Annotated in this window: 17 protein-coding genes and 1 other annotated feature; of the genes, 3 read left to right on the top strand and 14 right to left on the bottom strand. The window is 46.2% G+C overall.

The features are described from left to right. The first annotated feature begins 179 nt into the window (after positions 1 to 179). Positions 180 to 488, top strand: a complete 309-nt coding sequence (locus LSG31_RS17120) for a hypothetical protein (RefSeq protein ID WP_347436264.1) — start codon at positions 180 to 182, stop codon at positions 486 to 488. A gap of 523 nt (positions 489 to 1,011) precedes the next feature. On the opposite strand, the gene LSG31_RS17115 is transcribed toward LSG31_RS17120, so the two are convergent. The 13 genes from LSG31_RS17115 to LSG31_RS17055 all read right to left on the bottom strand — a co-directional run bounded on the left by LSG31_RS17115 (position 1,012) and on the right by LSG31_RS17055 (position 18,707). Beyond that, positions 1,012 to 1,779 carry a class I fructose-bisphosphate aldolase gene (locus tag LSG31_RS17115; protein ID WP_347436263.1) on the bottom strand — a complete coding sequence of 256 codons (768 nt, stop codon included), beginning with the start codon at positions 1,777 to 1,779 and terminating at the stop codon, positions 1,012 to 1,014. A gap of 52 nt (positions 1,780 to 1,831) precedes the next feature. Next, the gene (locus tag LSG31_RS17110) at positions 1,832 to 2,431 is read right to left on the bottom strand and encodes a D-lyxose/D-mannose family sugar isomerase (protein ID WP_347439550.1); all 600 of its coding nucleotides are present in this window, start codon (positions 2,429 to 2,431) and stop codon (positions 1,832 to 1,834) included. Positions 2,432 to 2,509: 78 nt separating this feature from the next. Beyond that, entirely contained in the window at positions 2,510 to 3,742 is a 1,233-nt protein-coding gene (locus tag LSG31_RS17105) for a carbohydrate kinase family protein (protein ID WP_347439549.1), read from the bottom strand. A gap of 77 nt (positions 3,743 to 3,819) precedes the next feature. Continuing rightward, positions 3,820 to 4,611 (bottom strand): DeoR/GlpR family DNA-binding transcription regulator, encoded by a 792-nt coding sequence (locus tag LSG31_RS17100; RefSeq protein WP_347436262.1) that lies wholly within the window; start codon positions 4,609 to 4,611, stop codon positions 3,820 to 3,822. 18 nt (positions 4,612 to 4,629) lie between these two features. Further along, positions 4,630 to 6,078, bottom strand: coding sequence for an FGGY family carbohydrate kinase (locus tag LSG31_RS17095; RefSeq protein ID WP_347439548.1), 1,449 nt, complete (start codon positions 6,076 to 6,078; stop codon positions 4,630 to 4,632). Positions 6,079 to 6,130: 52 nt separating this feature from the next. Continuing rightward, positions 6,131 to 7,153 carry an ABC transporter permease gene (locus tag LSG31_RS17090; RefSeq protein ID WP_347436261.1) on the bottom strand — a complete coding sequence of 341 codons (1,023 nt, stop codon included), beginning with the start codon at positions 7,151 to 7,153 and terminating at the stop codon, positions 6,131 to 6,133. After that, the gene (locus LSG31_RS17085) at positions 7,131 to 8,645 is read right to left on the bottom strand and encodes a sugar ABC transporter ATP-binding protein (protein ID WP_347436260.1); all 1,515 of its coding nucleotides are present in this window, start codon (positions 8,643 to 8,645) and stop codon (positions 7,131 to 7,133) included. Before LSG31_RS17085 ends, LSG31_RS17090 begins: the two co-directional genes overlap by 23 nt. A 55-nt stretch (positions 8,646 to 8,700) precedes the next feature. After that, positions 8,701 to 9,711, bottom strand: a complete 1,011-nt coding sequence (locus tag LSG31_RS17080; RefSeq protein WP_347436259.1) for a substrate-binding domain-containing protein — start codon at positions 9,709 to 9,711, stop codon at positions 8,701 to 8,703. Positions 9,712 to 10,035: 324 nt separating this feature from the next. Beyond that, positions 10,036 to 10,995 carry a cation diffusion facilitator family transporter gene (locus LSG31_RS17075; RefSeq protein ID WP_347436258.1) on the bottom strand — a complete coding sequence of 320 codons (960 nt, stop codon included), beginning with the start codon at positions 10,993 to 10,995 and terminating at the stop codon, positions 10,036 to 10,038. Continuing rightward, complete coding sequence (locus tag LSG31_RS17070; RefSeq protein ID WP_347436257.1) at positions 10,985 to 11,380, bottom strand: ArsR/SmtB family transcription factor; 396 nt, start codon at positions 11,378 to 11,380, stop codon at positions 10,985 to 10,987. The genes LSG31_RS17075 and LSG31_RS17070 overlap by 11 nt, the downstream gene beginning before the upstream one ends. Positions 11,381 to 11,738: 358 nt before the next feature. Beyond that, a complete protein-coding gene (locus LSG31_RS17065) occupies positions 11,739 to 16,196 on the bottom strand; it encodes a cation-translocating P-type ATPase (RefSeq protein ID WP_347436256.1) in 4,458 nt (1,485 codons plus the stop codon). Between the two features lie 215 nt (positions 16,197 to 16,411). Beyond that, positions 16,412 to 18,529, bottom strand: coding sequence for an RNA degradosome polyphosphate kinase (locus tag LSG31_RS17060; RefSeq protein ID WP_347436255.1), 2,118 nt, complete (start codon positions 18,527 to 18,529; stop codon positions 16,412 to 16,414). Positions 18,530 to 18,539: 10 nt separating this feature from the next. Continuing rightward, entirely contained in the window at positions 18,540 to 18,707 is a 168-nt protein-coding gene (locus LSG31_RS17055; protein ID WP_347436254.1) for a hypothetical protein, read from the bottom strand. A gap of 497 nt (positions 18,708 to 19,204) precedes the next feature. On the opposite strand from LSG31_RS17055, the gene LSG31_RS17050 reads away from it, so the two are divergent. Beyond that, a complete protein-coding gene (locus LSG31_RS17050; RefSeq protein ID WP_347439547.1) occupies positions 19,205 to 20,074 on the top strand; it encodes a DMT family transporter in 870 nt (289 codons plus the stop codon). Positions 20,075 to 20,234: 160 nt separating this feature from the next. On the opposite strand, the gene leuA is transcribed toward LSG31_RS17050, so the two are convergent. Then, positions 20,235 to 21,923 carry a 2-isopropylmalate synthase gene (gene leuA, locus LSG31_RS17045; protein ID WP_347436253.1) on the bottom strand — a complete coding sequence of 563 codons (1,689 nt, stop codon included), beginning with the start codon at positions 21,921 to 21,923 and terminating at the stop codon, positions 20,235 to 20,237. 198 nt (positions 21,924 to 22,121) lie between these two features. Continuing rightward, positions 22,122 to 22,354, bottom strand: a binding site (T-box leader). A 342-nt stretch (positions 22,355 to 22,696) separates the two neighbouring features. Here leuA and LSG31_RS17040 point away from each other — a divergent pair. Further along, positions 22,697 to 23,797, top strand: a complete 1,101-nt coding sequence (locus LSG31_RS17040; RefSeq protein ID WP_347436252.1) for a virulence factor — start codon at positions 22,697 to 22,699, stop codon at positions 23,795 to 23,797. Positions 23,798 to 23,881: the final 84 nt, after the last annotated feature.

The raw sequence follows: 23,881 nt of genomic DNA, 5'->3' as shown, positions 1-23,881 counted from the left end.
TAACTGGAGGTAAATTAACGAATCGAACATATGTCAATCAAAATTTTTTTGAATCGAATCAAAAATCCTATTGCGATAGAAAAATAGATCAATGATCAGGTTTGGTTGTCCGTTACATAATTCCATCCATTCGATTATCTATATTAGAGGTACCTACATTTTGCAAAGGAAGTGTTGATATGAACGCGAAAAAGCAGCCGAATAAAAACAATTCGGAGATTATCAAAATACGAAAACAGATAAGAAACGGGAAAGACACGATTAATCTCTTCATTAATATTGAGTTGAAGCCTGCAAATATTAACATTACAAACAGGCCAATTGTTAAAGATACCAATTCCGATACGAATCGAAATACAAATCGAAATAGAAACAACAATACAAATGCTGGCAACGGCGGCAGCGGAGGTGGCGGAGGAATTAATGGCGGAGGTGGCGGAGGAACCTTTGGCGGCGGCGGAGGTGGCGTAAGCGTAAGTCGTTTTTAAGCTTTCTATACGAAAACAGTAGTAAAATAGCTGCTGTTTTCTTTCATATGTCAAATCCTATGTAAAACAGCAGCGAAATGCTGCCGTTCATACTGTTTTATTAGTACCCTGCACCTGGAACAAGCAAGAAGAACAGAACAAAAATAATGAGGAACACGACTGCCCAACGTGTATACAATCCAAATACTCCGTCCATATTGGCTCCCTCCTTAAATACGTATGCTTTAAATTATGAATGTATATTGTTACAAAACACGGCTCATACCTCCTATCAAAAGACCAATTTGCCGGATACAAGCTGGCACTTCCTCAAAAAATGAATTTCCAATTCGATTGAATTTGTAAACAAATCCTAATATATACGGAATTTTGTATTGCTTAACTATGTACGAGCTTTTTCAAATTGTGTGATTCAAACGTTTGCGATTTGTACTTCGACTCGTATTCAACTCAAAATACGCAAAAAATGGGCCTGCCTCTGTGTGACATCAAGCACAGATACGCAGGCCTTTGCTTTCATGTATTAAATTTCCGGATGTACAATTTGAATCAATTGTTTAAAGAACGCTTTCGCTTCTGGAGCGGTTCGCTGCCACACGTTGCGACCGATCGCAACACCTTTGGCGCCAACACGCATCGCATCTGCGACAGAACGCAACAAATCCGCATCAGAACTCCCTTTTGGCCCACCCAAAAGGACAATCGGCACCTTGAAGGATTCAACCCATTCCTGCAAGATTTCCGCAGATGCCGGATACGGTGTCTTCAAGATATCCGCACCAAGCTCAAAACCAATTCGAACACCGTCAGACAATGTGCGAATGTCTTGATTTGTGCCGCGCAGTAAAGTTGGCTCGACAATAATGGGAATCTGCCATGTTTCCGATTCTTTTATCAACTCGGCTACTAAGCGGGTAGTGGCCATCCGCTCTTGTATCGATGTATCCCAGGGGAGCAAAACCTTCATTCCATCGTATCCATCGACAACCGCTCTTTCGGCCCAGCCAATTCGATCCTGCACAAATGCTGCATTGTCATAGAAAAACGTATCGACCGTTAAAATACGAGCGGGGGCACCGGTATGGTTAAACACATCGGATGCCGCCCGATTAAGCCCCGGATTTAGCAAAACGGCATCCGGACCTTCTTCTACAAGGTCACGAAGCACGGAAACTGGATTCCGCAGTCCTTCCACGTGTCCAATCGCTACACCATGGTCGACCGGCAATATAACTGTCCTGCCATCTTGCGGATGAAACAACCGGCCCATACGATATGCTTTTCCCGTCATGTAACACACCTCCGTAAATGGCAAACATGTACCTGCCTGAATAAGCGGGCTATCACGAGATGATATCCTCATCCGATGGAGATCCGATATCTTGCGATTCCATTACATCCTCGCCTGCAATTTCCGGCACCCGTCGGATCCTGGGATCTGTAAAAATATCAAACTCGTCTCGGCTCGTTGTAGAGAATTCCGACACCACCGCACCCCCGTCACCAGCTTGAAACCAGTGGAGCGTGTTCTCTGGAATCGTATATTGCTCTCCAGGATTTAGCTCGATTTGGTGAAACACCGTGTAGTACGCTTCACTTCCCATGGGAATCGTTGCCTGAATCTGTTCCGACGGAGGACCTTCAACGTAGAGATACACGTTTCCAAAGCAGCAGCGAAACGTTTCGCGCTTCCCCGGATCACCGTTGACCGGGGGATGTCTGTGCTCAGGACAAGTTTGCCGCGGCAGCAGAATCAACTCTTTGGCACAATAGCGATCATTGTTGACATATGTGATCAATTGGAGACCGGTACGTTCAAATTCCCCCAGCCCTAGATCCGCTACTTCAATGTGCTCAGATTCTTCATTGGTCAGAACAATCCCGGCCTTATCCAAGAAGGCACGTGCTTTCTGCCGCCAGAGACGGCACTCCATTTGGGTCATCAACTTTGCATTCTCCTCTCAGAGTTTTCCAAAAATATGTTGAACATCGATGGATGAATGTTTAAAGATTGCTTGAAATCATCCATGAACCCTGTTCCTGTCTCGTGGACCGTAATACACTCCGTCGTGTTGTTTCCAATCCTTCAGTGGAATCCCGGACTCCAACATCGGCCAGCCCTGCTTGATCCGGTCCTGAACATCTTTCCAAGACGGTACTCCACTCGTTGCGTCTACTTGCTCGACACTGCATGCACCAACCGCAACTGCGTGTGTCATGCATGTTTCGATCGTGAGTTCGTGCAGCATCCCGCTAAGAAATCCGGCAATGGTACAATCCCCGGCGCCGGTCGTTCCGGTGACAAGAACGGAAAAGCAGGGGATATACAACTCCCGGTCGCTCCAATCCATCCTGCAGAGCGACTTCCACCATCGCGGTCGCACGATATCGCCGGCATTGTCCGAATGACAGGATCCCGTCCGCATATACAGCCCGTAATCCCCCAGCTTCAACCCGACAATACGAGCTCCCATATCGACAAGCGCTTGCCCTATAGAGACCAAATCACGCTCCGTAATGGAAGCGATAAACTCCCTTCCAGAAGATTTTATTGCATCAAAACGCTCACGATCCAACATAAACATGATCTCTTCCATGCTCGGCATAAAAACATCGACGTGAGGCAGTACATTGGCAAGAAATGATGGCCAATCCACTCTGCTTGACTCTCCTTGCACATCCGGCATACACATATCCAGGGATGTCACTATGCCTCGCCGCCGTACATGTGCAAACAATGCTGCCAATGCTTTCCCTCCATCCGAATACATCTTTTCAAGAAGTGGCGGATACCCGAAATGAAACAACGCAACGTCTTCCAGATCGTCCTCTTTCACATCGCTTGCGGAGAATGTTTGGTTGGTACCGGAGTACCCGACAAACATGCGATCAGCGTTTTTCGGACTGAGTACGAGCGTAAAAGATGTTCCAGCGGCTTCTTCCTCGACAAGCATTAGCTCCGTTTGTCCACATTCGGTTGCGATGTTCAACTGGTCTGTGATTAACGTCTGCAGAATCTGGCCAAATGGATCACGTCCGACTTTTATCAACAGCCGTACACGCATGCCAAGCCGATGCAATGCCAATCCAGTGTTAAGCACAGCACCGCCTGTAGCAAACCGGACACCTTGCGTATGAATTAAGGAACCTGGACGAAATGCGGCAAAGCCAGCAGCAAGTGACGATAAATCAGGGATGATATCCAAACTATTGTGTCCCGCAAGCAATACCTTCGGTCCCCGTCCATCTGCCATTTTATTCACTCGAATCACCACCTTCTCCCCCAAAAGGCTAACGGCAACAATAGGAAAGACGTCAATATAGTCCTGGATTAGAAATTGGACAAGTTTGTAACGGGTGCCGTCAGGACTTCTACTCCCTGTTTTTCCAGTTCATATTGAGACTCGAAAGATAGTCCTGCATCGGTGATCAATGTGCCTATCTCGTTCCACCGTGCAAACACATGGTAGGACTGGGATTGAAATTTGCTTGTATCTGAGACCACGACTACTTTCTCAGAATGATCCATCATGTGTCTTTTGATCTCTGATTCATCCAGGTTAGAATTCATGATCCCTTGTTCGATCGACAAACTGGCGGCCCCGAGAAACAATATGCTTGAGACCAGATCGGACAAAAACTGATTTGCTTTGGCACCGACGACAGAATGGGAAGTACCCCGTACCTGACCTCCTAAAATAATTAGCGTCACGGCGCTTCCGGTGAGCTCATAAGCTGCTGGAATGGAATTTGTGATAACTACCAGGTCCGACCGATGCCGAATCAGGCGAGCAATCTCTAATGTAGTCGTGCCTGCATCCAAAATGACGACGTCGTTCGGTTGAATCAAATTCACGGCTCGTTCGGCAATCGCCCTTTTTTCCGCGATCCGGTTGACACTGCGAACTTGAATCGGAATATCCTGCATTTCTTCAATTGTCAGTCGTTTTGCAACTGCACCCCCATATACTTTTTTCAGGATGCCTTTTTTTTCAAGTACGTCGAGATCTCTGCGGATCGTCATTTCAGAAACCGAAAACAACTTGGTCAAATCTGCCACTTTCACCATGCGCTGTTTCGACATCATTTCTGCAATTCGCGTTTGCCGCTCTTGACTTAGCATATAAACACTCCGCACATGTTAGAAATACGAATGCAATTCCGACTGCAATCCTCGCGCCCGTTGATAGAGTCGGTACAAAGACTGGTAATGTTCCATCTTCACTGCATTCGGCGCCACTGTTGTTTCGGTGGACCATTGGGATGGTGAAATGGTTCCATCTGCCACCTTGTTGCCGAGAAATGCAAGATAAGCAGCTCCCTCAGCCGTAGGTTCCGTGAAGTGGCGAACCCGTATCGGCCGCCCAAGTGCTGAGCTGATTTCTTCCGCCATAAGAAGTGTGAACTCCCGCGATCCGGTCAAAAATATTCGCCCGGATGCCATTTCTGATGGACCCAGCAACTGATCAAATGCCTCTCGAACGGACATCACAACGCCTTCCATGACTGCTAAGGACAAGTCATCCGTACTGTGCTCTGCCCGCAAACCGAGAAATCCCCCGAATGACACCGGATTGGGATGCCATGGCCTTTCACCGGCGATTTGCGGCAGAAACACAAGCGGATGGGTGCTCGGCCGTTTGCTCGATCCACTTGGCCAAACACGGTCACGGCCGGAATTGCCCAAAATGCCATGCCACCATGTCATACACAAACCAATCGATAGTAGGGGAATCAGTTCAAGCCAACCCTTCGAATGGACTTCCGCAAAACGGGTGAATCCTGATTTTCGCCGGAGACTGTTCGTACGTGTTGCAATTTGTCCGGCGGTTCCAATGTTGATGACGACGTCTCCGGATGTAAAGTCAAGCAATCCCATGGCGGTCGGGAAGTCTCCGCCGCCCACAAACAGGGGGCACCCCTCTGGCAATCTAGTTTGCTTTGCGATACCAGAGCATAACCCACCATCCACAGACGTCGAAGAAACCACCTTCGGAAGATTTTGAATCTCTATGCCGGCTGCTTGCACCAAGCTCTGATCCCAGTCGTGTGCAAGCACATCGAACAGTTGCGTTCCGGATGCCTCGGACCCATCCGTCAACAAACTTCCGCCAAATTGGCAGCGTATCCAATCCTTTGCGCCGATTACATAAATCGCTTTCGACCAATCTAAATTCCCTTTGTCTCTGAGCCAACGAATTTTCGATAAAGGAAGTGTAGGATCCGGCACCAGATCCCCGCACCCAAGCTTTTTGACACGAAATTCACGGGCGAGTGTCTGTGCTTCGACATGTGCTCGTGTATCAAACCACAACATGGCAGGCGTCAATGGACGAAACGATTCATCAATCGCCAGCACAGCGTGCATTTGTCCCGTAAATGCGATTCCTGCGATTTGCTGCAGGATATCTGTATTGATTTCCAGAATGGCTGCAATCGTCGCATGCAGCCATTCATTTGGATTTTGCTCCGCGTATCCAAAGGCTGGTGTCTGAACATCGTAGCTTCGGATGCTGCGGGCGACGATTCCTTGCTTCCAATCTGATACAATGACTTTTACACTGGATGTACCTAGGTCAATTCCCATCATAAGCTGCAAGTAAATTCCCCTCCTCGCCTAAGTACAACTGCATTCCCAGGCATTAAGTCTTTGATGCTTTTTCATCCATCACACTGACCGCTTGCATCGTTGCCTTTTTGCCAAATCGTTTCAACCAAGATGGAAGCCTCCCTTTCTCTGCTGAACGGAGTGTATCCACCGTTACGGCAATGAGAATGACAACGCCAATCACCAAAGGCTGCCAATAGCTGTTCACGTTTAGGATGTTCATGCCATCTGACAAAGTTCCTATGATGAGTGCCCCAACAAATGCACCAGGGATCGTTCCGACACCTCCAAACAGACTGACCCCACCTACGACTGCAGCGGAAATCGCCTGGAACAGCTCGTTGTCAGCACCGGCCGTCGGATAGCCGGAAGCGAGGCGGGAAGCTAGAATCACGCCGCTCAGACCTGCTAATGTGCCGCTGATCATGTAAACAAGTATCTCGACCCTGGAAGTATTGATACCGGAAAGACGGGAGGATTCCCGGTTTCCGCCAAAGGAATATACATGAATACCAAAAACAGTTCGGGAAAGAACGATATGTGCAAGGATTGCCACAGCCACAAACACAATGACTGGAAAGGGAATCACGGAGAATACGAACCCTTGGCCCAAGAAGGCGAATGTTTTATCGAAAATCGGTATCGGGTTCGCTTGTGTCACAATCAGTGGAATGCTCGACGCCACTCCCATTGATGCAAATGTCACAATAAATGCCGGCACTTTGGTATAACGAATCACAAGTCCATTGAACAATCCGGTCGCCATACCTGACAAAATTCCGATGATCGATGCGATATACCACGGAAAGTGTGCTTGAAACACAAGTGCTGTGAGGACACCGGAAAGTGCCAAAACAGAACCAACAGATAGATCAATTCCGCCAGTTAACAAAACAAACGCCTGGCCAAGCGCAAGCAAGCCAATATTGACTGTATTTAAAAGCAGTGTAAAAATATTCGATGTAGTGAAAAACATCTGCGACAGAAATGATAGAATCACGGCAATTACAATTAGAACGATTGTGATGCCGAGCTCATTGGGAAACTTTGTTTTCATCTTTGTGTCCCTCCAAAGACTCGGTAAGGAGCCGTTCTTCCGAAATGTCTTCTCCTTCTAGCAACGTCTTGATGCTCCCTTGCTGCATGACGGCGACTGTATCAGAGACTGCGACAATCTCTTCGACCTCGGAAGAAACTACAAGAATTGCATACCCCTCACGTGCCAAATTTCGTATGATCGCGTGAATCTCCGTTTTCACACCAATATCAACGCCTTTTGTCGGCTCATCCAGCATGAGAATCCGACCATTTGGGAGCAGCCAGCGGGCCAACAACACTTTTTGCTGGTTGCCGCCGCTCAAGCTTGTAATCGGCTGACGGATGTCGCCTTGAATGGAAAGTTTCGCCACATATTCGCTGGTTCGCTGTTCAATTTTCGAGCGTTCCAAGAAGCCGAATTTCTGAAAGTCTCGCAAACTTGCAAGTATCATGTTGGTACGAGAATCCATCAGTGGAACAATGCCGTTTCGTTTGCGTTCTTCGGTTAGCAGCAAGATTCCGTTACGTACGGCATGCACGGGTGACTTCGGGCGATACAAATGCCCTTCTAAGAAGATTTCCCCAGATGTATAGCGGCGTGCACCAAACAGGGTTTCCAAGAATTCCGTGCGCCCAGATCCCACAAGGCCATACAGCCCTACGATCTGTCCTCTCCTAAGCACAAAGCTGCGAATATCAAGTACATCCGATTTTAAATCTTGTACGTTCAGACACACTTCCGCCTGTTTTCGGTTATATGACTCTTTGTGTTGTACTTCCACAAGTTCACGGCCCGCCACATATTCGAGCACCTGCTTCTGATTGGTTTGTTCAATTGGCACAGATGAAACCATATGTCCATTGCGCAATACAGTCACATGACTGCAAACCGAAAACGCCTCGTCAATTTTGTGTGTGATGAATAAAAATGAAATTCCCTTTTTGGACAGCGAGCGGATGGTATCCAACAAATTTTCAATTTCTGCGGCTTGGAGTGCCGTAGTCGGTTCATCCAAAAGGATCAATCGGGCGTCGTTGTTTAAGGAACTCACGATTTCAATCAACTGTTTTTCCGCGTGAGAAAGATGCTTCACTTTCGTTTTGACATCTAGGTAACCTAACTTATGCGAGTGTAAAATATCACGGGCGAGTTGTTCCATTCGTTGTTTATTCAAAAATCCTTTGGAACTTATTTCATTGCCAAGAAAAATGTTTTGTGCAATCGTCAATTCATCAATCAAGCGCAGTTCCTGAAAAACCGTATAAATACCCAGATGGCGTGCGATTCGCGGAGAGGACAGGGAAGCCTCCCCTCCGTTGACAAATATTCGCCCGGACGTTGGGAGTTCGGAGCCGGACAACATCCGAATCACAGTGGATTTTCCGGCTCCATTGTGCCCAATCAAGGCATGCACTTCCCCCGGGCGAATGGTCAACGAAAAATCATGAAGAACGGTGACACCGCTATAAGATTTTTGCAGGTTAGCTGCAGTCATGATAGAGTCAGACATAATCGTTCACCCCCAAAGGGAAGCATAAATTTGCCAATTGGGTATTTCATCCATTTTAGTGATAAGCAACGGATTGATATTTTGCCGCGTCTTGTTTATCAATCTTTATAATATCTGTTAAAACTTGTGGAGGAATGGACTGTTTATGGAGATATTTATCAATGTTCTCGATCGCGATTTTGGATTCAACCGTCGGCTGCTGCATCGCCCCAAATTTAAAAACGCTGTTGTCTTCAATGGCTTGCACTGCGGCTTGGCTGCCGGAAAGACCAATTACCGCAACCTGACCCACTTTATTAGCCGCTTTGATGGCTTGCACTGCGCCTAAACCGCTGGGAGCGTTAATGTCATAAATCGCCTTGATTTCCGGGTGTGCTGCAAGCATTTCGGAAGCTGCCTTCAATCCTCCCGGCGTGCTGCCTGCGCCATCCAAATCGGAAACCACTTTGATTCCCGGATATTTGTTGATCACACTGAAGAATCCCTTGTCTCGCGTTTGAACGGATTGCGCAGTCTTGAAATCGACGATTCCAATCGCACCTTTTCCGTTCAAATATTGAGCCATTTCCTCTCCGGCGATTACACCTGCTTTAAAATTATCGGAACCTACAAACTCTTTAATCTTTCCGCCTGATTTCTGCAAGGCGTTCGTATCGACATTGCTATCAATTGTAAATACCGGAATATTCGCCTTATTTAAGGCTGTAACTGCGCTTACTGCGGCAGATGCATCGGGTGGCGCCATAATGACAGCCGCAACATGCTGCTCGATAAAGGCGTCTACCTGCTGGAGCTGTTGGGATTGGCTATTGTTGGCGCCTTCTACCACGACTTGCATGCCGTGTTGGGCGCCATACGCTTTTAAAGCGCGAGCCATCGTAGCAAAATATGGATTCGTCAATGTCATCAAAGTAACTCCAATGACAGGTTTATTCGTTTCCTTCGATTGGGTAGTCTGAGTGGTTGCTGTTGCGCTGTTCGGTGCACCAGACGAAGTTCCGCAACCAGCCAACGTGATCGAGAATGCGCTTACAACCAAACCGAGTGTTGCAATTTTCTTTTTCATGCGTTCCTACTCCCCCTTAACAATTGTAAATAGCAAGTGAATTTATACTGCACTCCCTAAAAGTGTTCATGGTGTTTGTATCGTTCTGTTTTCAAGATTAAATATATGTTCCATTTCGAATAAAATGATAAACATGAAACAAAAAAGAACAACATCTCACAAAAAAAGCACCCTAAGGGTGCTTTTTGGAACAACAACAACCATGATACATACGATCCTGTACAATCCGTTCATTCTATACCGCTGTTTATCTATACAACTGTTTATTTCATTTAACAGCCATATTTTGCGATGGCATGTTCTCAGCCCTTCATGCCTTGTTTCTCAATGATGGTGATGAACTTCCTTGGCTGCACAGAGTTCAGAATTTTCATGTGGATGATCACAGTCTTCTGTTTGAATCGTCACATGACCAATTCCCAAATGAATCAATCGGTGTTCCATATCCCGCAGAATCGCCTGGCTGTCCCGTATGGTCATATCACCGTCGAGCACGACATGGCAGGACATGGCATTTTTTCCGCTCGTAATGCTCCATAGATGCACATCGTGTACATCTTTTATATTCGGTACCAATTTTATTTCATTTACAACTTTTTGAAAATCGATCCCCTGTGGTGTGCCTTCCATAAGAATTACCGTCGTTTGTTTGACGATCCGCCATGCTCCGAATGCAATCAAAAGAGCAATACATACGCTCAAAATCGGGTCAACGATCGACGATTTCGTCAGCAAAATGATGACGCCGCCAACGATCACGCCGGCAGATGCAGCAGCATCGCCAAGCATGTGCAAGACCGCGCTTTTGACATTGATATCGTCTTCGTGGCGCATGCCGAGTCCAAGATAGAGATTGATCAAGAGTCCCACACCTGCACTCACGAACATCCAGGTGCTTTGCACAGGTTCCGGATGCTGAAAGCGGCCGTATGCTTCCCATAAAATCCAGATGGTAATCAGAATCAGGGTAATCCCATTGATAAGAGCCGCCAAAATGCCTGACCGATAGTATCCGAACGTCATATTTTGGTTTGAAGGTTTCTCCGCTTGCTTGAGGGCGAACCAGGATAAACCGATCGCTGCTATATCTGTCAATACATGTCCGGCATCCGACAACAATGCCAGACTATGGGAGAAAAGACCGCCTATGACCTCAACGACCAGAATGAAAAGAGTGAAAAGAAACGCTTGTTTCATTTTGCCGACAGGGGCATGTGAGTGAAACACTTCTCCATGTCCATGATCGTGACCATGTCCATGACTGTGTGTATGATTATGCGCCATGGCTATTCTCCTTATCTGTTTCAACGTGGAAGGCGTGGTCAATTCCCATTTGCAGCAAACCGACAATGTGGGCATCGTCGCATGTATAGAAAATCGTATTGCCTTCCCTCCGGCTTTTTACGATGCGCAATGTTCGCAAATAGCGCAGTTGGTGCGAGACTGCCGATTGTGTCATGCCAAGCACTTCCGCAAGATCACACACACAAAGTTCGCGTTTGGATAAATTGTGCAGAATACGAATGCGAGTCGGATCCGAAAGTGCTTTGAAAGACTCGGCGATTCCTGCAATCAATGGTTCGCTCAATTGTCCGGGAAGACAATCTGCTACCGCCTCTTGGTGCACAATGGATTCCTTGCAACAATCTTCATCCATCCGCGTTATCATAGGAACACCACCTATATGAACAAATACTCATATAATCATGTTATGCAAAAATAAAGACAATGTCAATTTTGTTGAACAGATCTGGTTGTAAAAATTATGGCTGTAACGATTCACATTCGGCAAAGCAATCCGCCGTGGAGTTTTGACTGCTTTTGAACAGGCTCTTATAGTGTTTGTACATTGAAAAGGACCCGAGAGTAAACGGACTCTTCCAAAGTCCATCATTCCTCGGGCTTTTTTCATAAACGGTTCGATTTCTTCCACGTTCCGTTTCTTCAACATTCCTATTTTTTAATGCCAGATGCTGAAAATCGATCCGGTTCAACTAATCCCTTTCCTTCATATTACAGTATATCAATTATCCGGCAACTCCTATGGCAAGCGGACGGAGTCTTGCAAACAGCGGCTTTTCTGTTTGCATGATTTCGTTCCGGTTCGTAAGCCATTGTTGGATCGGCTTCGAGACGATATGCACAGTTCCTGCGGCAGCCAGAATCATTGCCCAATGTCCAAACGAAAGAGGCGTTGTATGAAAAATTCGGGCAAAAGACGGCACATACAAAGCGGCAACCAATGCAAGTGCCGAAAATCCGACTGCACCAAGCAAGTATTTATCTTGTGTCCAATGTTTCACGGGAACCGTAGTGCCTTCTTGTCTCCATGAAAAAATTTGAACGAGCTGTCCGACAACAAGCGTTGCAAATGCCACAGTTTGTGCAACCGCAATCGATGCTCCTGCCTGTAACGAAACGGCAAACAATCCGAGGGAGCCTGCACTTAATAGTACGCCTCTTGTCACCACTTTTTGGTACAAATCTCGATCTACAATATCCTGCCGTTTGGTTTCGACTGCTTCATTGCCGGGATTGACAGCCAAGACCATTGCAGGCAGTGCATCTGTCAACAAATTCATCAGCATGATTTGAATCGGGATCAAAGGAATGGGCATTCCTGCAATCACTGCAACGGATGTGACAAGAATTTCCGCCAGATTTCCCGTCAGCAAGCAGCCAACCGCTTTCCGGATGTTGCCGATGATCGTCCGACCCTCTTTGACCCCTTCGACGATGGAACCGAAGTGATCTTCTTTCAACACCATGTCGGCTGTTTCTTTTGTGACATCTGTGCCCATTTGCCCCATGGCAATTCCAACATTTGCTTTCTTGATGGCAGGTGTATCGTTGACGCCATCCCCTGTCATGGCTACGATATGCCCGCGGTTTTGAAACGCAGTCACGATCCGCAATTTGTGTTCCGGCGTTACGCGGGCGAATATCGCCACATCTTCCACCATTGCCGTCAATTCTTCCTCAGACAGCCGATCGAGCTCCACACCGGTTATGACCTGTTTTTTGCCGTCCCAAATCCCCAACTGCTTGGCAATGGCGATGGCTGTAATCGGATGATCGCCTGTGATCATGATCGGTTGTACACCAAGATCAAACGCTTCGCGAATGCTCGTTTCGATTTCCGGTTTGGGTGGATCTATCATTCCCACCAATCCTACGTAAATGAAATCCTCCCGATCGACGTTGCTGCCCTCTTGATTTGCTTGATCAAAGGGAATCGATTTATAGGCGAAACCTAATACACGCAACGCATCAGCCGCATACATTTCGTTTTGTTTGAAAATGCCTTCTTTCTTGTCGTCCGTCAGCGGATAGATGTTGCCATCTTTCTGATACCAGGAACATGCAGCCAAAACAGCTTCCACAGAGCCTTTCAAAAATACAGAACAGTCGGCATCCGTCTGCGTATTTTGGCACACCACGCTCATGGTTCCGGTATTTGAATCAAACGGAATTTCATGACAGCGTGTCCAATGGCTCACGTCCGCTTTCCATACGCCTGTTTTTGCGGCCAGCGTCAACAATGCGCCTTCCGTAGGGTCCCCTTTGACCATCCATTTGCCGTCCTGTTGTTCCAATTGACTGTTGTTGCACAAAACACCGATGGTTACGATTTGCTGCAACTCTAGTTGCTGCAAGTCCGCCTTTCCATACATCAATCTGCCTGTTTTCCCCGTCGTCTTGCGGATTGCTTCTGCTGTTGCCGAAACTTCATCCGCTGTGATTTCCTCTATTCTGCCGTTTGGTTGATAACCATCTCCTATGACCAGCCAGGATCGATTGACAGTGGCGATTGTCTTGACTGTCATTTCGTTTTTCGTTAACGTGCCTGTTTTGTCAGAGCATATCACCGTTGTTCTGCCAAGTGTTTCCAAAGCAGCCAGCCTGCGGATTAATGCATTGCGTCTGGCCATTCGGAAAATACCCGCACTTAAAGCGATGGTAATTGTCACAGGCAACCCTTCCGGTACAGCGGATGCAACAAGCGTGATGGTGGTCATGACCATTTGCGTGACAGATACCCCGCGCAAAAGTCCAGTCAGGAATACGATGCCGCCTGCAAGCATCGCACCTTTTACAAAGGATTTGCCGACAGCAGACACCTTCTTTTGCAAAGGTGTAAGTTCCCTGATTTCACCTTTCATTAAAGACATCACATGTCCCATTTCCGTCTGCATGCCTGTGGCAACGACAACGCCAAGACCTTTCCCACGCGTCACGTCTGTTCCCATGTAAAGCATATTGTTTCGTTCCGAGAGTGTGCTGTCGACAGCAACTGACCGATCCGTTTTTTGCACAGGCAACGATTCACCTGTTAGAGGCGCCTCATTGACTTCCAAATTCCACGCGCGAATGATGCGGATATCGGCCGGTACACGGTCTCCCGCCTCTACGCTGACAAGATCTCCCGGAACCAATTCCACTGATGACAGCTCAATTTCCCTACCATCCCGGATCCCTTTACAGGTCAGCGGATGAAATTGATTGAGCGACTCCACGATCTTTTCTGCTTTTCGTTCCTGCGTTGTACTTAGTACGGCATTTGCTGCCAGCACGACTGTCATGACCAATCCATCCGCCAGTCCGCCAGTTGCGATTGCCAAGCCGGCAGCGCCAAGCAAAAGCAATGGCGTAAATTCTTTGAATTGCCCAAAAAATGAAACAAACCAAGGAATCGTTTGTCTTGTCTCCAGTCGATTGGAGCCATGGCAGTTCCGAATCATTTGTGCTTGTTCCGACGTAAGCCCGTCCTGTTCATACACTTGAAATCGGGTCAAAACGTCTTCACTCGAAAGCGCATGCCATTGTGGAGAGACTAATGAATCGGAAGCTGCGGCTGCTTCCTGCATGGCAGAAGAAACTTTAGATGTTTGGTTTTGGTGCAAGATTTCTTCACTTGCTTGCTTGGTTTTGGATAGTAAAATTAAAGTTACCGAATCAGCCAAAATATTTATGATGGGCGCTGTAACAAATAACGGAATCGATAATGCCAGACCGAGTTTGTTCCATTGTTTGGAAAACATGAAATTCTGCCGAACGATCCCTTCCATCTGTGATGCGTATTCACGAGTTGGGAAAATGTCTTTCATCTTTTGCATCGGAATTTCCGGCAATTCTAAATTCCCAAAACGCCTTGGAAATAGATGTTTTGCCGAAGAAATCAGTAAAACTTCTCCCCCTCGTTGCCGTAATCCTTCGATACGTTCAATGATCTGCTCTTCCGTGTACGTTGTCCAACTGTGGTCCACTCCTAATGCTTCAAGTGTTTCATCCTTTATATTTTGACGATTTGACAATACACCGATTTTCCAATCGCTATGCAAATCTTTAAAAAGTCTTTCTTGCAGCAAGGAGAAATCGGATGTAACCACTTCATGTTTCTTTTCTTGTGCCACAATTTGCGCAGTATCCTCAAAAAGAATGGTGTTTGTGCGAGCCAAGCGGGACAAGGAAGTTTTTTCAGGTACATATAAACCATGCTCTTTTGATGCAAGTTCTGCTTGCTTCCAGGTGAATTCCTCCGTGATCATGGCCGGACGCGGATTGGCAGCCAAAAGAATTCCCAATCCATATAACGGATTTCTGGTCACAAGGAAAGCGGCTCCGCCTAACAACATTCCCCATTTGCTCATCCGTTCACTGTACTGCTGTACTTCCTTCGAGCATGTAGAAGCAGCTTGACCGGTTTGATGGAGATCTATTTTTGATCGTTTCCAATTCATATATTGCAGAATGCCAAGGCCGCCAAGGACGACCAGATTTTCCCTGAGCAATCCCAGCGCTAAAGCACTCGCTCCCAAAAGCAGATCACCATTCCATTTTTGTTTTTGGGAAACCTGCTGAAACCCGCGTTTCAAAAAGGGATAACCTGTGACAACCGAAACCAGTGCAGATGCATAAAATGCGCCTGAACTTCTGGCGATCACAGATTTGCCAAACCACAACTGTTTCATTCCCAATACGCAAAGACCTCCGATCGATAACAGCAAGGGTACCGGAACGGAATCGGCGGATCCTTTCTCTTTCGGAACTATGGGAATTGCTGAAAAACGTTCCGGAATGGCATACATATGGTGGCTCCATGCAGACCTCGCACCATAGTGTTCAGCTTTCTCGCCGGATGCTGCAATTTCTTGTTCCTCATAATCAATGGGCTGCGGCAAAGGTTTTGTTTCTGATTCGAAAGCAGTATCTTCCTTTTGATCCATGTGCTCTTGAAATACTCGCTCCTCAATCGACAAAATGGCTTCGAAAATTGCAATTGCGGAAATTTTCTTGTCGTCATAACTGACGAGCATCCGTCCCGTCTCAATACTTGCTTCGACTGTTATAACTCCTTCAAGACCACTGATTTGTGCAAGAATTGCGTCTGCTGCCAATTGATTGTTTTGCAGCCCGTATACTTCTGTCCGGATTCGTCCCGGAAGGGCTCGAATGAAACGTTCTTTCCATTGTAGTGTAGACATTGCGCCCCTCCTGCAAAAACTTGTAAACATTCTCGGAAAGCAATCCTTTAAAAATTACCTAAAAAAACTTGCTTTCCATTCATATTTGCGAAACTTTATAAAACTCCGAATTTGTATAACATGGAATAGTATGCAGATTCCGCTTTAAAAATATGTGATGTGGAAACGGGAATAAAAAATACCAACCCGATTCAAATTGGTTGGTATTCGCTTTTCTATCTGTACATGGAATTCCGTTTTCTTTCCTGTATCGCTTGACACGCTTGCTGTTGAAAATATACATGGCTTTCGATCGGAGCCCGTTCATTTCGTATACGTTTGTATGTTCCGTCCGGTTGTAATTCCCTTGCTTTCACATTGTCTGAAAAATATATGGAAAGAATATCCTGAATGCGTTTTTGCAATCGTTTATCTTTTACGGGAAATACGATTTCCACCCGCTTTTCTACATTGCGAGTCATCCAATCGGCGCTTGTCAGGAACAGTCGTTCGTCTCCCCCGTTTTTAAAATAACAGATCCTGCTGTGTTCGAGAAATCGCCCGACGATGCTGATGACTCGGATATTCTCGCTGATTCCGGCAATTCCCGGTCGCAAACAGCAAATGCCGCGCACGATTAAATCGATTTTCACACCTGCCTTTGAAGCGGCAAACAGCGCCTGAATAATTTCCTTATCTGTCAACGAATTCATTTTTGCGATAATATATCCAGGCTGGTCCGGTGTGCTTGTTTGGATTTCCGTTTCAATGAATGCAAGGATCCGCTCGCGAAATCCTTTGGGACCAATCGTGAGAGCAGACAAGGAAGGCGGATCCGAATACCCGGAAAGAAAATTAAACACCAGCGATGCGTCTTTTCCGATCTCGTCCCTGCATGTGAACATCCCAATATCCGTATACAGCTTTGCCGTTTTTTCATTGTAATTGCCTGTAGACAAATGTACATAGCGCCTGATCATGTTTCCTTCCTTGCGCACAACCAGCGTAATTTTGCCGTGCGTCTTCAAGCCCACAAGCCCATAAATCACGTGGCACCCGGCTTCTTCCAATTTTCTGGCCCATGTGATATTGTGTTCTTCATCAAATCGCGCTTTCAATTCCAAAAGCACCATCACTTGTTTTCCATTTTCCGCCGCTTTGGCTAGTGCGGCAACAATCGGAGAATTGCCGCTGACCCGATACAATGTTTGCTTGATCGCCAGCACGGACGGGTCGTCTGCCGCCGATTGGATGAATCGAATCACGGGGTCGAAGGATTCATAGGGATGATGCAGCAGAATATCCTTTTTTGCAATCGCTTCAAACAGATCCGTTTCACCGATCAGATCTTGCGGCAACTGCGGTATCGCGTATGGATAGTGCAGTCGCTCAAGACCTCCCAGATTCGAAAATTCCATGAAAAACGTAAGATCCAGCGGACCTTGTACCGTATAGATATCTTCCTCTTCCACTTCGATATTTTCCTTCAAAAAGGACCGCACGTCCGGACTCATGGTTTCTTCAATTTCCAGGCGAACGGCATCGCCAAGTTTCCGTTGTTTTAATTCTTCGAGGATTTCTTCCAACAGATCTTCTGCTTCCTGCTCTTTCAATGGAAGATCTGCGTTTCTTGTGATGCGAAAGGAATCAACCGATCGGACTTGATGACCGGGAAATAGATAGGTAATGTGTTGACGAATCAATTCTTCCAGCAAAAGGAATGCTTGCCCTGTTTGCGTTGGCAATTGGATGTATCTCGGCAATACAGAAGGAACTTGTACAATCGCAAACATTTCTTCGGATTGTCCAGCCAATTGTTTTTCTAACCGAACCGCCAAATTCAGTGTCTTATTTAGCAGGAATGGAAATGGACGGCTGGCATCAATTGCCATCGGTGTCAACACAGGGAATACATGTTCCAGAAAATACGATTCGGCAAATGTTTTTTGCTCATCGTTGCATGCCGCATGCAGGACATGAATATTTTCTTCCTGTAATGCAGGCAGCAAGTGCAAATGCAATTCCTGATATTGGATCGCTACCATCTGCCTGACGCGTTGTTCGATTGCGTTTAGCTGCTCTCTTGGCGTGAGTCCTGATTTGTTATCCGGTTTGTTATAACCGATTTTCACCTGATCTTTGAGATTTGCCACGCGAATCATAAAAAATTCATCCAAATTGGACGCGCTGATGGACAGAAATTTCAGCCGTTCCAGCAGCGGATTTTGCGGATCGGAAGCTTCTTCGAGCACTCGTTCGTTAAAGGCCAGCCAACTGATTTCCCGATTGATATAAAACTTGTGTTCTGCTTCTTGTTCGAAAAGAGTCGTGTTTTGCTGCCATTGTTCCATCATGTTCATTCCTTCAAAAATCGTTTTCTGTAACAGTCATAGACGAATGCTCCATCTGATCGAGAGACCGTTTGCCCCATCCTCTTTGCATGAGTTCTTTTAAAACTTCATTCTGTTCTTGTAATAACTGTCGATTCAGCTTTTCCAGTTCCTCTATCGACAGTGTTTTTAAGTTTGCCATATTATTGGTGCTCCTATCTTTGCCGAATTTTCCGCTGTACTCACTCCTATAGTTTGTTTTATTTGCAGGATAAAATTCTTGGGTTTGTTGGGATTGCTGCTCGAACATGTGCTGCCAGGCAAGTGCAAACACATGGATGAAAGAGGCGGCGTTTTCCTTTATCGTATTTTTCTTTTATCGTATGACGAAATAATTTGCTCATGTATGATAAGATACTTTTTAGAGGATGTTCAAAAAGCAGACAAAAAAGCCGCCACGGATTGTTTGCCGCTTTTTGAACCCGCATATCACGCACTTTAAGTGCGTGTTCAAAAAGTGGTTAAGTAAGACACAAGGAGTGCGAAGCCGGAGCATGAAAAGGCGACGGAGTGTACGTGTTTGGTACATGAGTAAGCCTTTTTGGGATTCGGCAAAGCAATCCGCCGTGGAGTTTTGACTACTTTTTGAACATCCTCTTTTAGTATGTTAAAAAGAATGGAGCGAGCAACGTGAATGGGATGATCGGGGTTTTATGCACGATTTGGGGTTTTAATTGGGTGATCATGAAACTTGGGAATGGCGCTTTTCCACCTGTCTTGTTTGCTGCCTATCGGTTTCTGGTAGGCGGACTCGTACTGCTTTTGATTGCCTACTACAAAAAAGTTCTGATTCCGAATAAACGAGATTTCAAATGGTTTGTCGTTTGTGGATTCTTGCAAACCACTTACTTTAATATCGCCATTCAAATCTCTCTCAATTGGATCAGTGCAGGACTCACATCTGTGTTGACATATAGCATGCCATTTTATCTCTCACTGATGGCGCATTTCTTTATCCCTGGGGAAAAGCTGACCACACGAAAAACGGTCGGCATAGTGATAGGGATTGTCGGGTTGTTTATTGCGATGGATGTTCATCTGGGAGGGGCGTTTTGGGCATTGATTCTTGCATTGACTTCGGGAATTTCCTGGGCGTTGTCCAATGTAATTATCAAACGGAAATTGCAGCATTGCAACAATATTCAATTTACCACTTGGCAAATGGTGATTGGCGCTGTCGGACTTTTGTTGTACTCGCTTTTCTTCGAACATGGAGCTTCCCATTGGAACATGCTGCCGATCTTCTATGTTTTGTTTGCCGGTGTTGTGGCATCATCTTTGGCGTTTGTGCTATGGTATCATATTTTATCCAATACGGAGGCCAGCAAAGCATCCATTTCCTTGCTGCTTGTGCCGGTGATCGGGATTCTTTCAGGTGTCCTCGTGTTGCATGAAACGCTAAAATTGATGACTGCCATCGGTATCGTATGTGTGCTGGCCGGTATTTGGATCGTCAACAGCAAATCCGGGAAACCTGCGGTCACAGCGAGTGTGAATTCGAGTTATTAGTAGGGACTCCGCCAACATTTTAACGAAAATCCACACTAAGCGAATGAATACAGACAAAGCCGATATTTCCTGCGATAAAAGAAATATCGGCTTTGCTTGTGTCCTTTACATCGACCCCCAGATGGGTTCGATGATGTTGCTGTGTTGCGTGATTTCCAATTTATTGTTTTACCAAAGGAGAAAGTGACATGGATCTGTTCATATTATTCACGGCACTGAACAGAGCTTTTACGGAGGAAGTCATAATATCGACGTCAATCCCGCACCCCCAATACGAAGCGCCATTTGAAGCGGTGATTTCGATATACGATACCGCTTTGGATCCTGAACCGACTTCCAGAGCATGTTCTTTATAGTTCAAATTTGTAAAAGCGATATCGAGATTCGTATGCAGAGCATTGCTGATGGCATCCAGTCTTCCGTTTCCTGTGCCGATACATTCTTTTACTTCATCGTCGATCCGGAGAGTGACAATCGTTTGAAAATCGTTTTGCTGTGCAATACGAAAGTTGATAAACTCGATCGGAGTATTAATATTCACATATTCCTTCAAGAAAATGTCATATATCTCATCAGACATCAGTTCTTTGTGTAATTGATCTGACACGCTTTTCACACGATATCCGAAGCTTTCCCGCATTTTGGGCGGAAGATCAAGTCCGTATTTTTGCTCAAGCACATAACCGATCCCACCTTTACCGGACTGGCTGTTAATCCGGATGATGTCCCCCTCATATTCTCTGCCGATATCCTTTGGGTCAATAGGCAGATACGGAACCGACCAAATTGGACTTTCATTTTCCTCACGCCATTTCATTCCTTTGGCAATGGCGTCCTGATGGGAGCCTGAAAATGCTGTGAACACCAGTTCGCCGCCATATGGGTGTCTTTCGCTTACTTTCATTTTTGTCAGACGTTCATAAACGGCAATGATTGCCGGAATATTTTCAAAATTCAGCTTCGGATCTACCCCGTGTGAGAACATGTTCAGGGCAAGCGTTACAATGTCTACGTTGCCTGTTCTTTCACCGTTTCCAAACAAGGTTCCTTCAACTCTCTGCCCTCCGGCGAGCATTCCCAACTCTGCATCTGCAACGCCTGTTCCTCTGTCATTGTGCGGATGGAGCGACAAAATGACATGTTCCCGATCGTTCAGATGTTCGCTCATATATTCAATTTGACTTGCGTAAATGTGCGGCATAGAGAGTGACACGGTTGCAGGAAGATTGATAATCACTTTGTTATTTGCTGTTGGCTGCCATACATCCAGCACACAATTGCAAATATCAAGTGCAAATTCCACCTCCGTACCAGTAAAACTTTCGGGTGAATATTGAAACTGGAAATTTCCCTCAGTTTCTGCTGCACATGCTTCCAAAAGTTTTGCGCCGGATACCGCAATATCGATAATCTCATCTTTGGATTTTCTAAATACCTGCTCCCGTTGCGCCACAGATGTCGAATTGTACAAATGCACCACCGCTTTTTTTACACCTTGCAAGGATTCAAACGTTTTTCGGATAATGTGCTCTCTTGACTGAGTCAGTACTTGTATCGTCACATCATCCGGGATCAGATCCTGTTCAATCAAAGTACGCAAAAAAGAAAATTCCGTCTCGGATGCTGCGGGAAACCCGACCTCTATCTCCTTAAAACCTATTTTCACAAGCAACTGAAAATATTCCAGCTTCTCCTCCAAACTCATGGGAACGACCAAAGCCTGGTTTCCATCCCGAAGATCCACACTGCACCATGTGGGGGCTTCGGTGATATACTCCTTCCGAGTCCAATTCAAGCTGGTTGTCGGAGGCATAAAATACCCTCTTGCATGCTTATCGTAATTTCTCATGTTGACATCATCCTTTCATTAAAAATGCTTGTATTTATTCAACTGCTCTGGAACACAAAAACAACACAAAAGCGTTTTTCTTCCCTAAGCCGCTTGCCGGTTTCTGGACCGTTTGTGGAGAAGGAGATTAGGTAAAGTACCGGAGTGCTGCTGGCATGACCGAAATCAATCGGACGTCAAAAAGCCCCGTCTCCTTTAGTTAGAGACGGGGCACAATCGCTCGCGGTACCACTCTAATTGAATCTCGCTTGAGAATCCACTTTTTCGATGGCTAATACCATCTATCCCAGTAACGGTGGAATTCCGGCACACCCTACTTGTCGAGCTGCAGTTCATGGGTGAGTTCAAAATCTGCCTTCTGCCGATTCACACCATCCATCGACTCTCTGATATCCAGCCTGATTCTTACTAGTCCCAATCATCACCTTTTATTGAAAATTAATATAGTATACCTCTTTCAACTTGTCAAGAGGATAAATCGCCCGGAGGAATTGCCCTGTGCATGATGAATCGCCCCGCAGAAAACAGATACCCTCTGACCGGCGCGCGCAAAATCAACGGACGAATGAATATTTCCTAGGTAATTAGAATTTTCGAAAAAATTCGCCAAATCATGTAGAAATTTATCAAACATTGTATAAATTTACGAAATATATATTATGTATACTTTTTGATTGTAACGCAAGGACTTTCCTTTCGAATGATCGTGATCACAAAGACAGACAAAAAATTATGTTACAATGAAGCTGAAATGTGAAATGGGAGTGAAAAGCATGAACGTTAACATAATCGCCATTGAACCGACACCGAATCCGAACAGCATGAAACTGACGCTATCCGAATCGTTGCCGTCAGGTGTGAAATTGACATATACGACAGAGCAAATCTCCGAGGCTCCGGAAGCAGTCCGTCAATTCCTGTCGATTCCCGGTGTAAAAAGCTTGTATCATGCTTCCAATTTTTTTGCGTTGGAACGCCATCCGAAACAAGACTGGGAGCCCATTTTGAAGGAAGTCAGACGGTTGTTTCCGTCCGGTTCGCAAACACAAAGCCAGGGACAAGCGGGAAGTACAGACACTTCGGATCAGCCTGTGAATCGTTTGCATGTCTACATACAATTTTTCCGGAAAATCCCCATGCAGGTGAAAATTCTGACAGGAACGGAAGATTTGCGCTTTGCTCTGCCGGAACGATTCGGCAAGGCCGCCAAATTGGCCGCATCCTATACCCAGTCCTTCCTGACAGAGCGCAGATGGGAAGAACAGGGCTTCCACAGCGGCGACCCGCAGCAGATCGGCGGGCGGTATGTGCAGGAAATTACCCGGGATTACAGTGAGGAACGCTTGCAAAGACTGGTGGAAGAGGCCATTCGGCTCGATGCGCCGCAATCGGCCGAAAGGAAAATCGCAAGCCCTGATGAGCTGAAGCTTGCTTTGCAAAGTGACGATTGGAAAACCCGTTACGCCGCACTGGAACGCCTGGAGCCTGCGATCGACAAGATGCCGCTCCTGGAACGGGCAATCAAAGACCCGAAAGCTTCGATTCGCCGCTTGGCTGTCGTATATTTGGGTTCCCTTGGGGAGAGTTCCCTGCCGTATTTGCTGGAAGCATTGGAAGATTCATCACCTGCTGTACGCAGGGCTGCCGGTGATTGTTTATCCGATTTGGGAAATCCGATCGGGATTCCCAACATGATCAAGGCGTTACAAGATCCCAGCAAGCTGGTCCGCTGGCGAGCAGCCCGATATTTGTTCGAAGTCGGCGATGCAAGTGCGCTGCCTGCGCTGTCGGAAGCTTTGGACGATGCGGAATATGAGATTCGAATGCAAGCGCAACTGGCCATCGAACGGATTTCCGGAGAGCAGAATCCATAAGGTTCGAACGAAACGATACCTTAAAATATGAATGGCGTATTTGAACGTTATTTGTCGCTTTTTGCGCTTGCCCAGGAAATACAA

The organism is Fodinisporobacter ferrooxydans, assembly GCF_022818495.1.
GTDB lineage: Bacteria > Bacillota > Bacilli > Tumebacillales > MYW30-H2 > Fodinisporobacter > Fodinisporobacter ferrooxydans.
The sequence above is the reverse complement of the archived record's forward strand: the minus strand, read 5'-3'. Positions and strand labels throughout refer to the sequence as shown.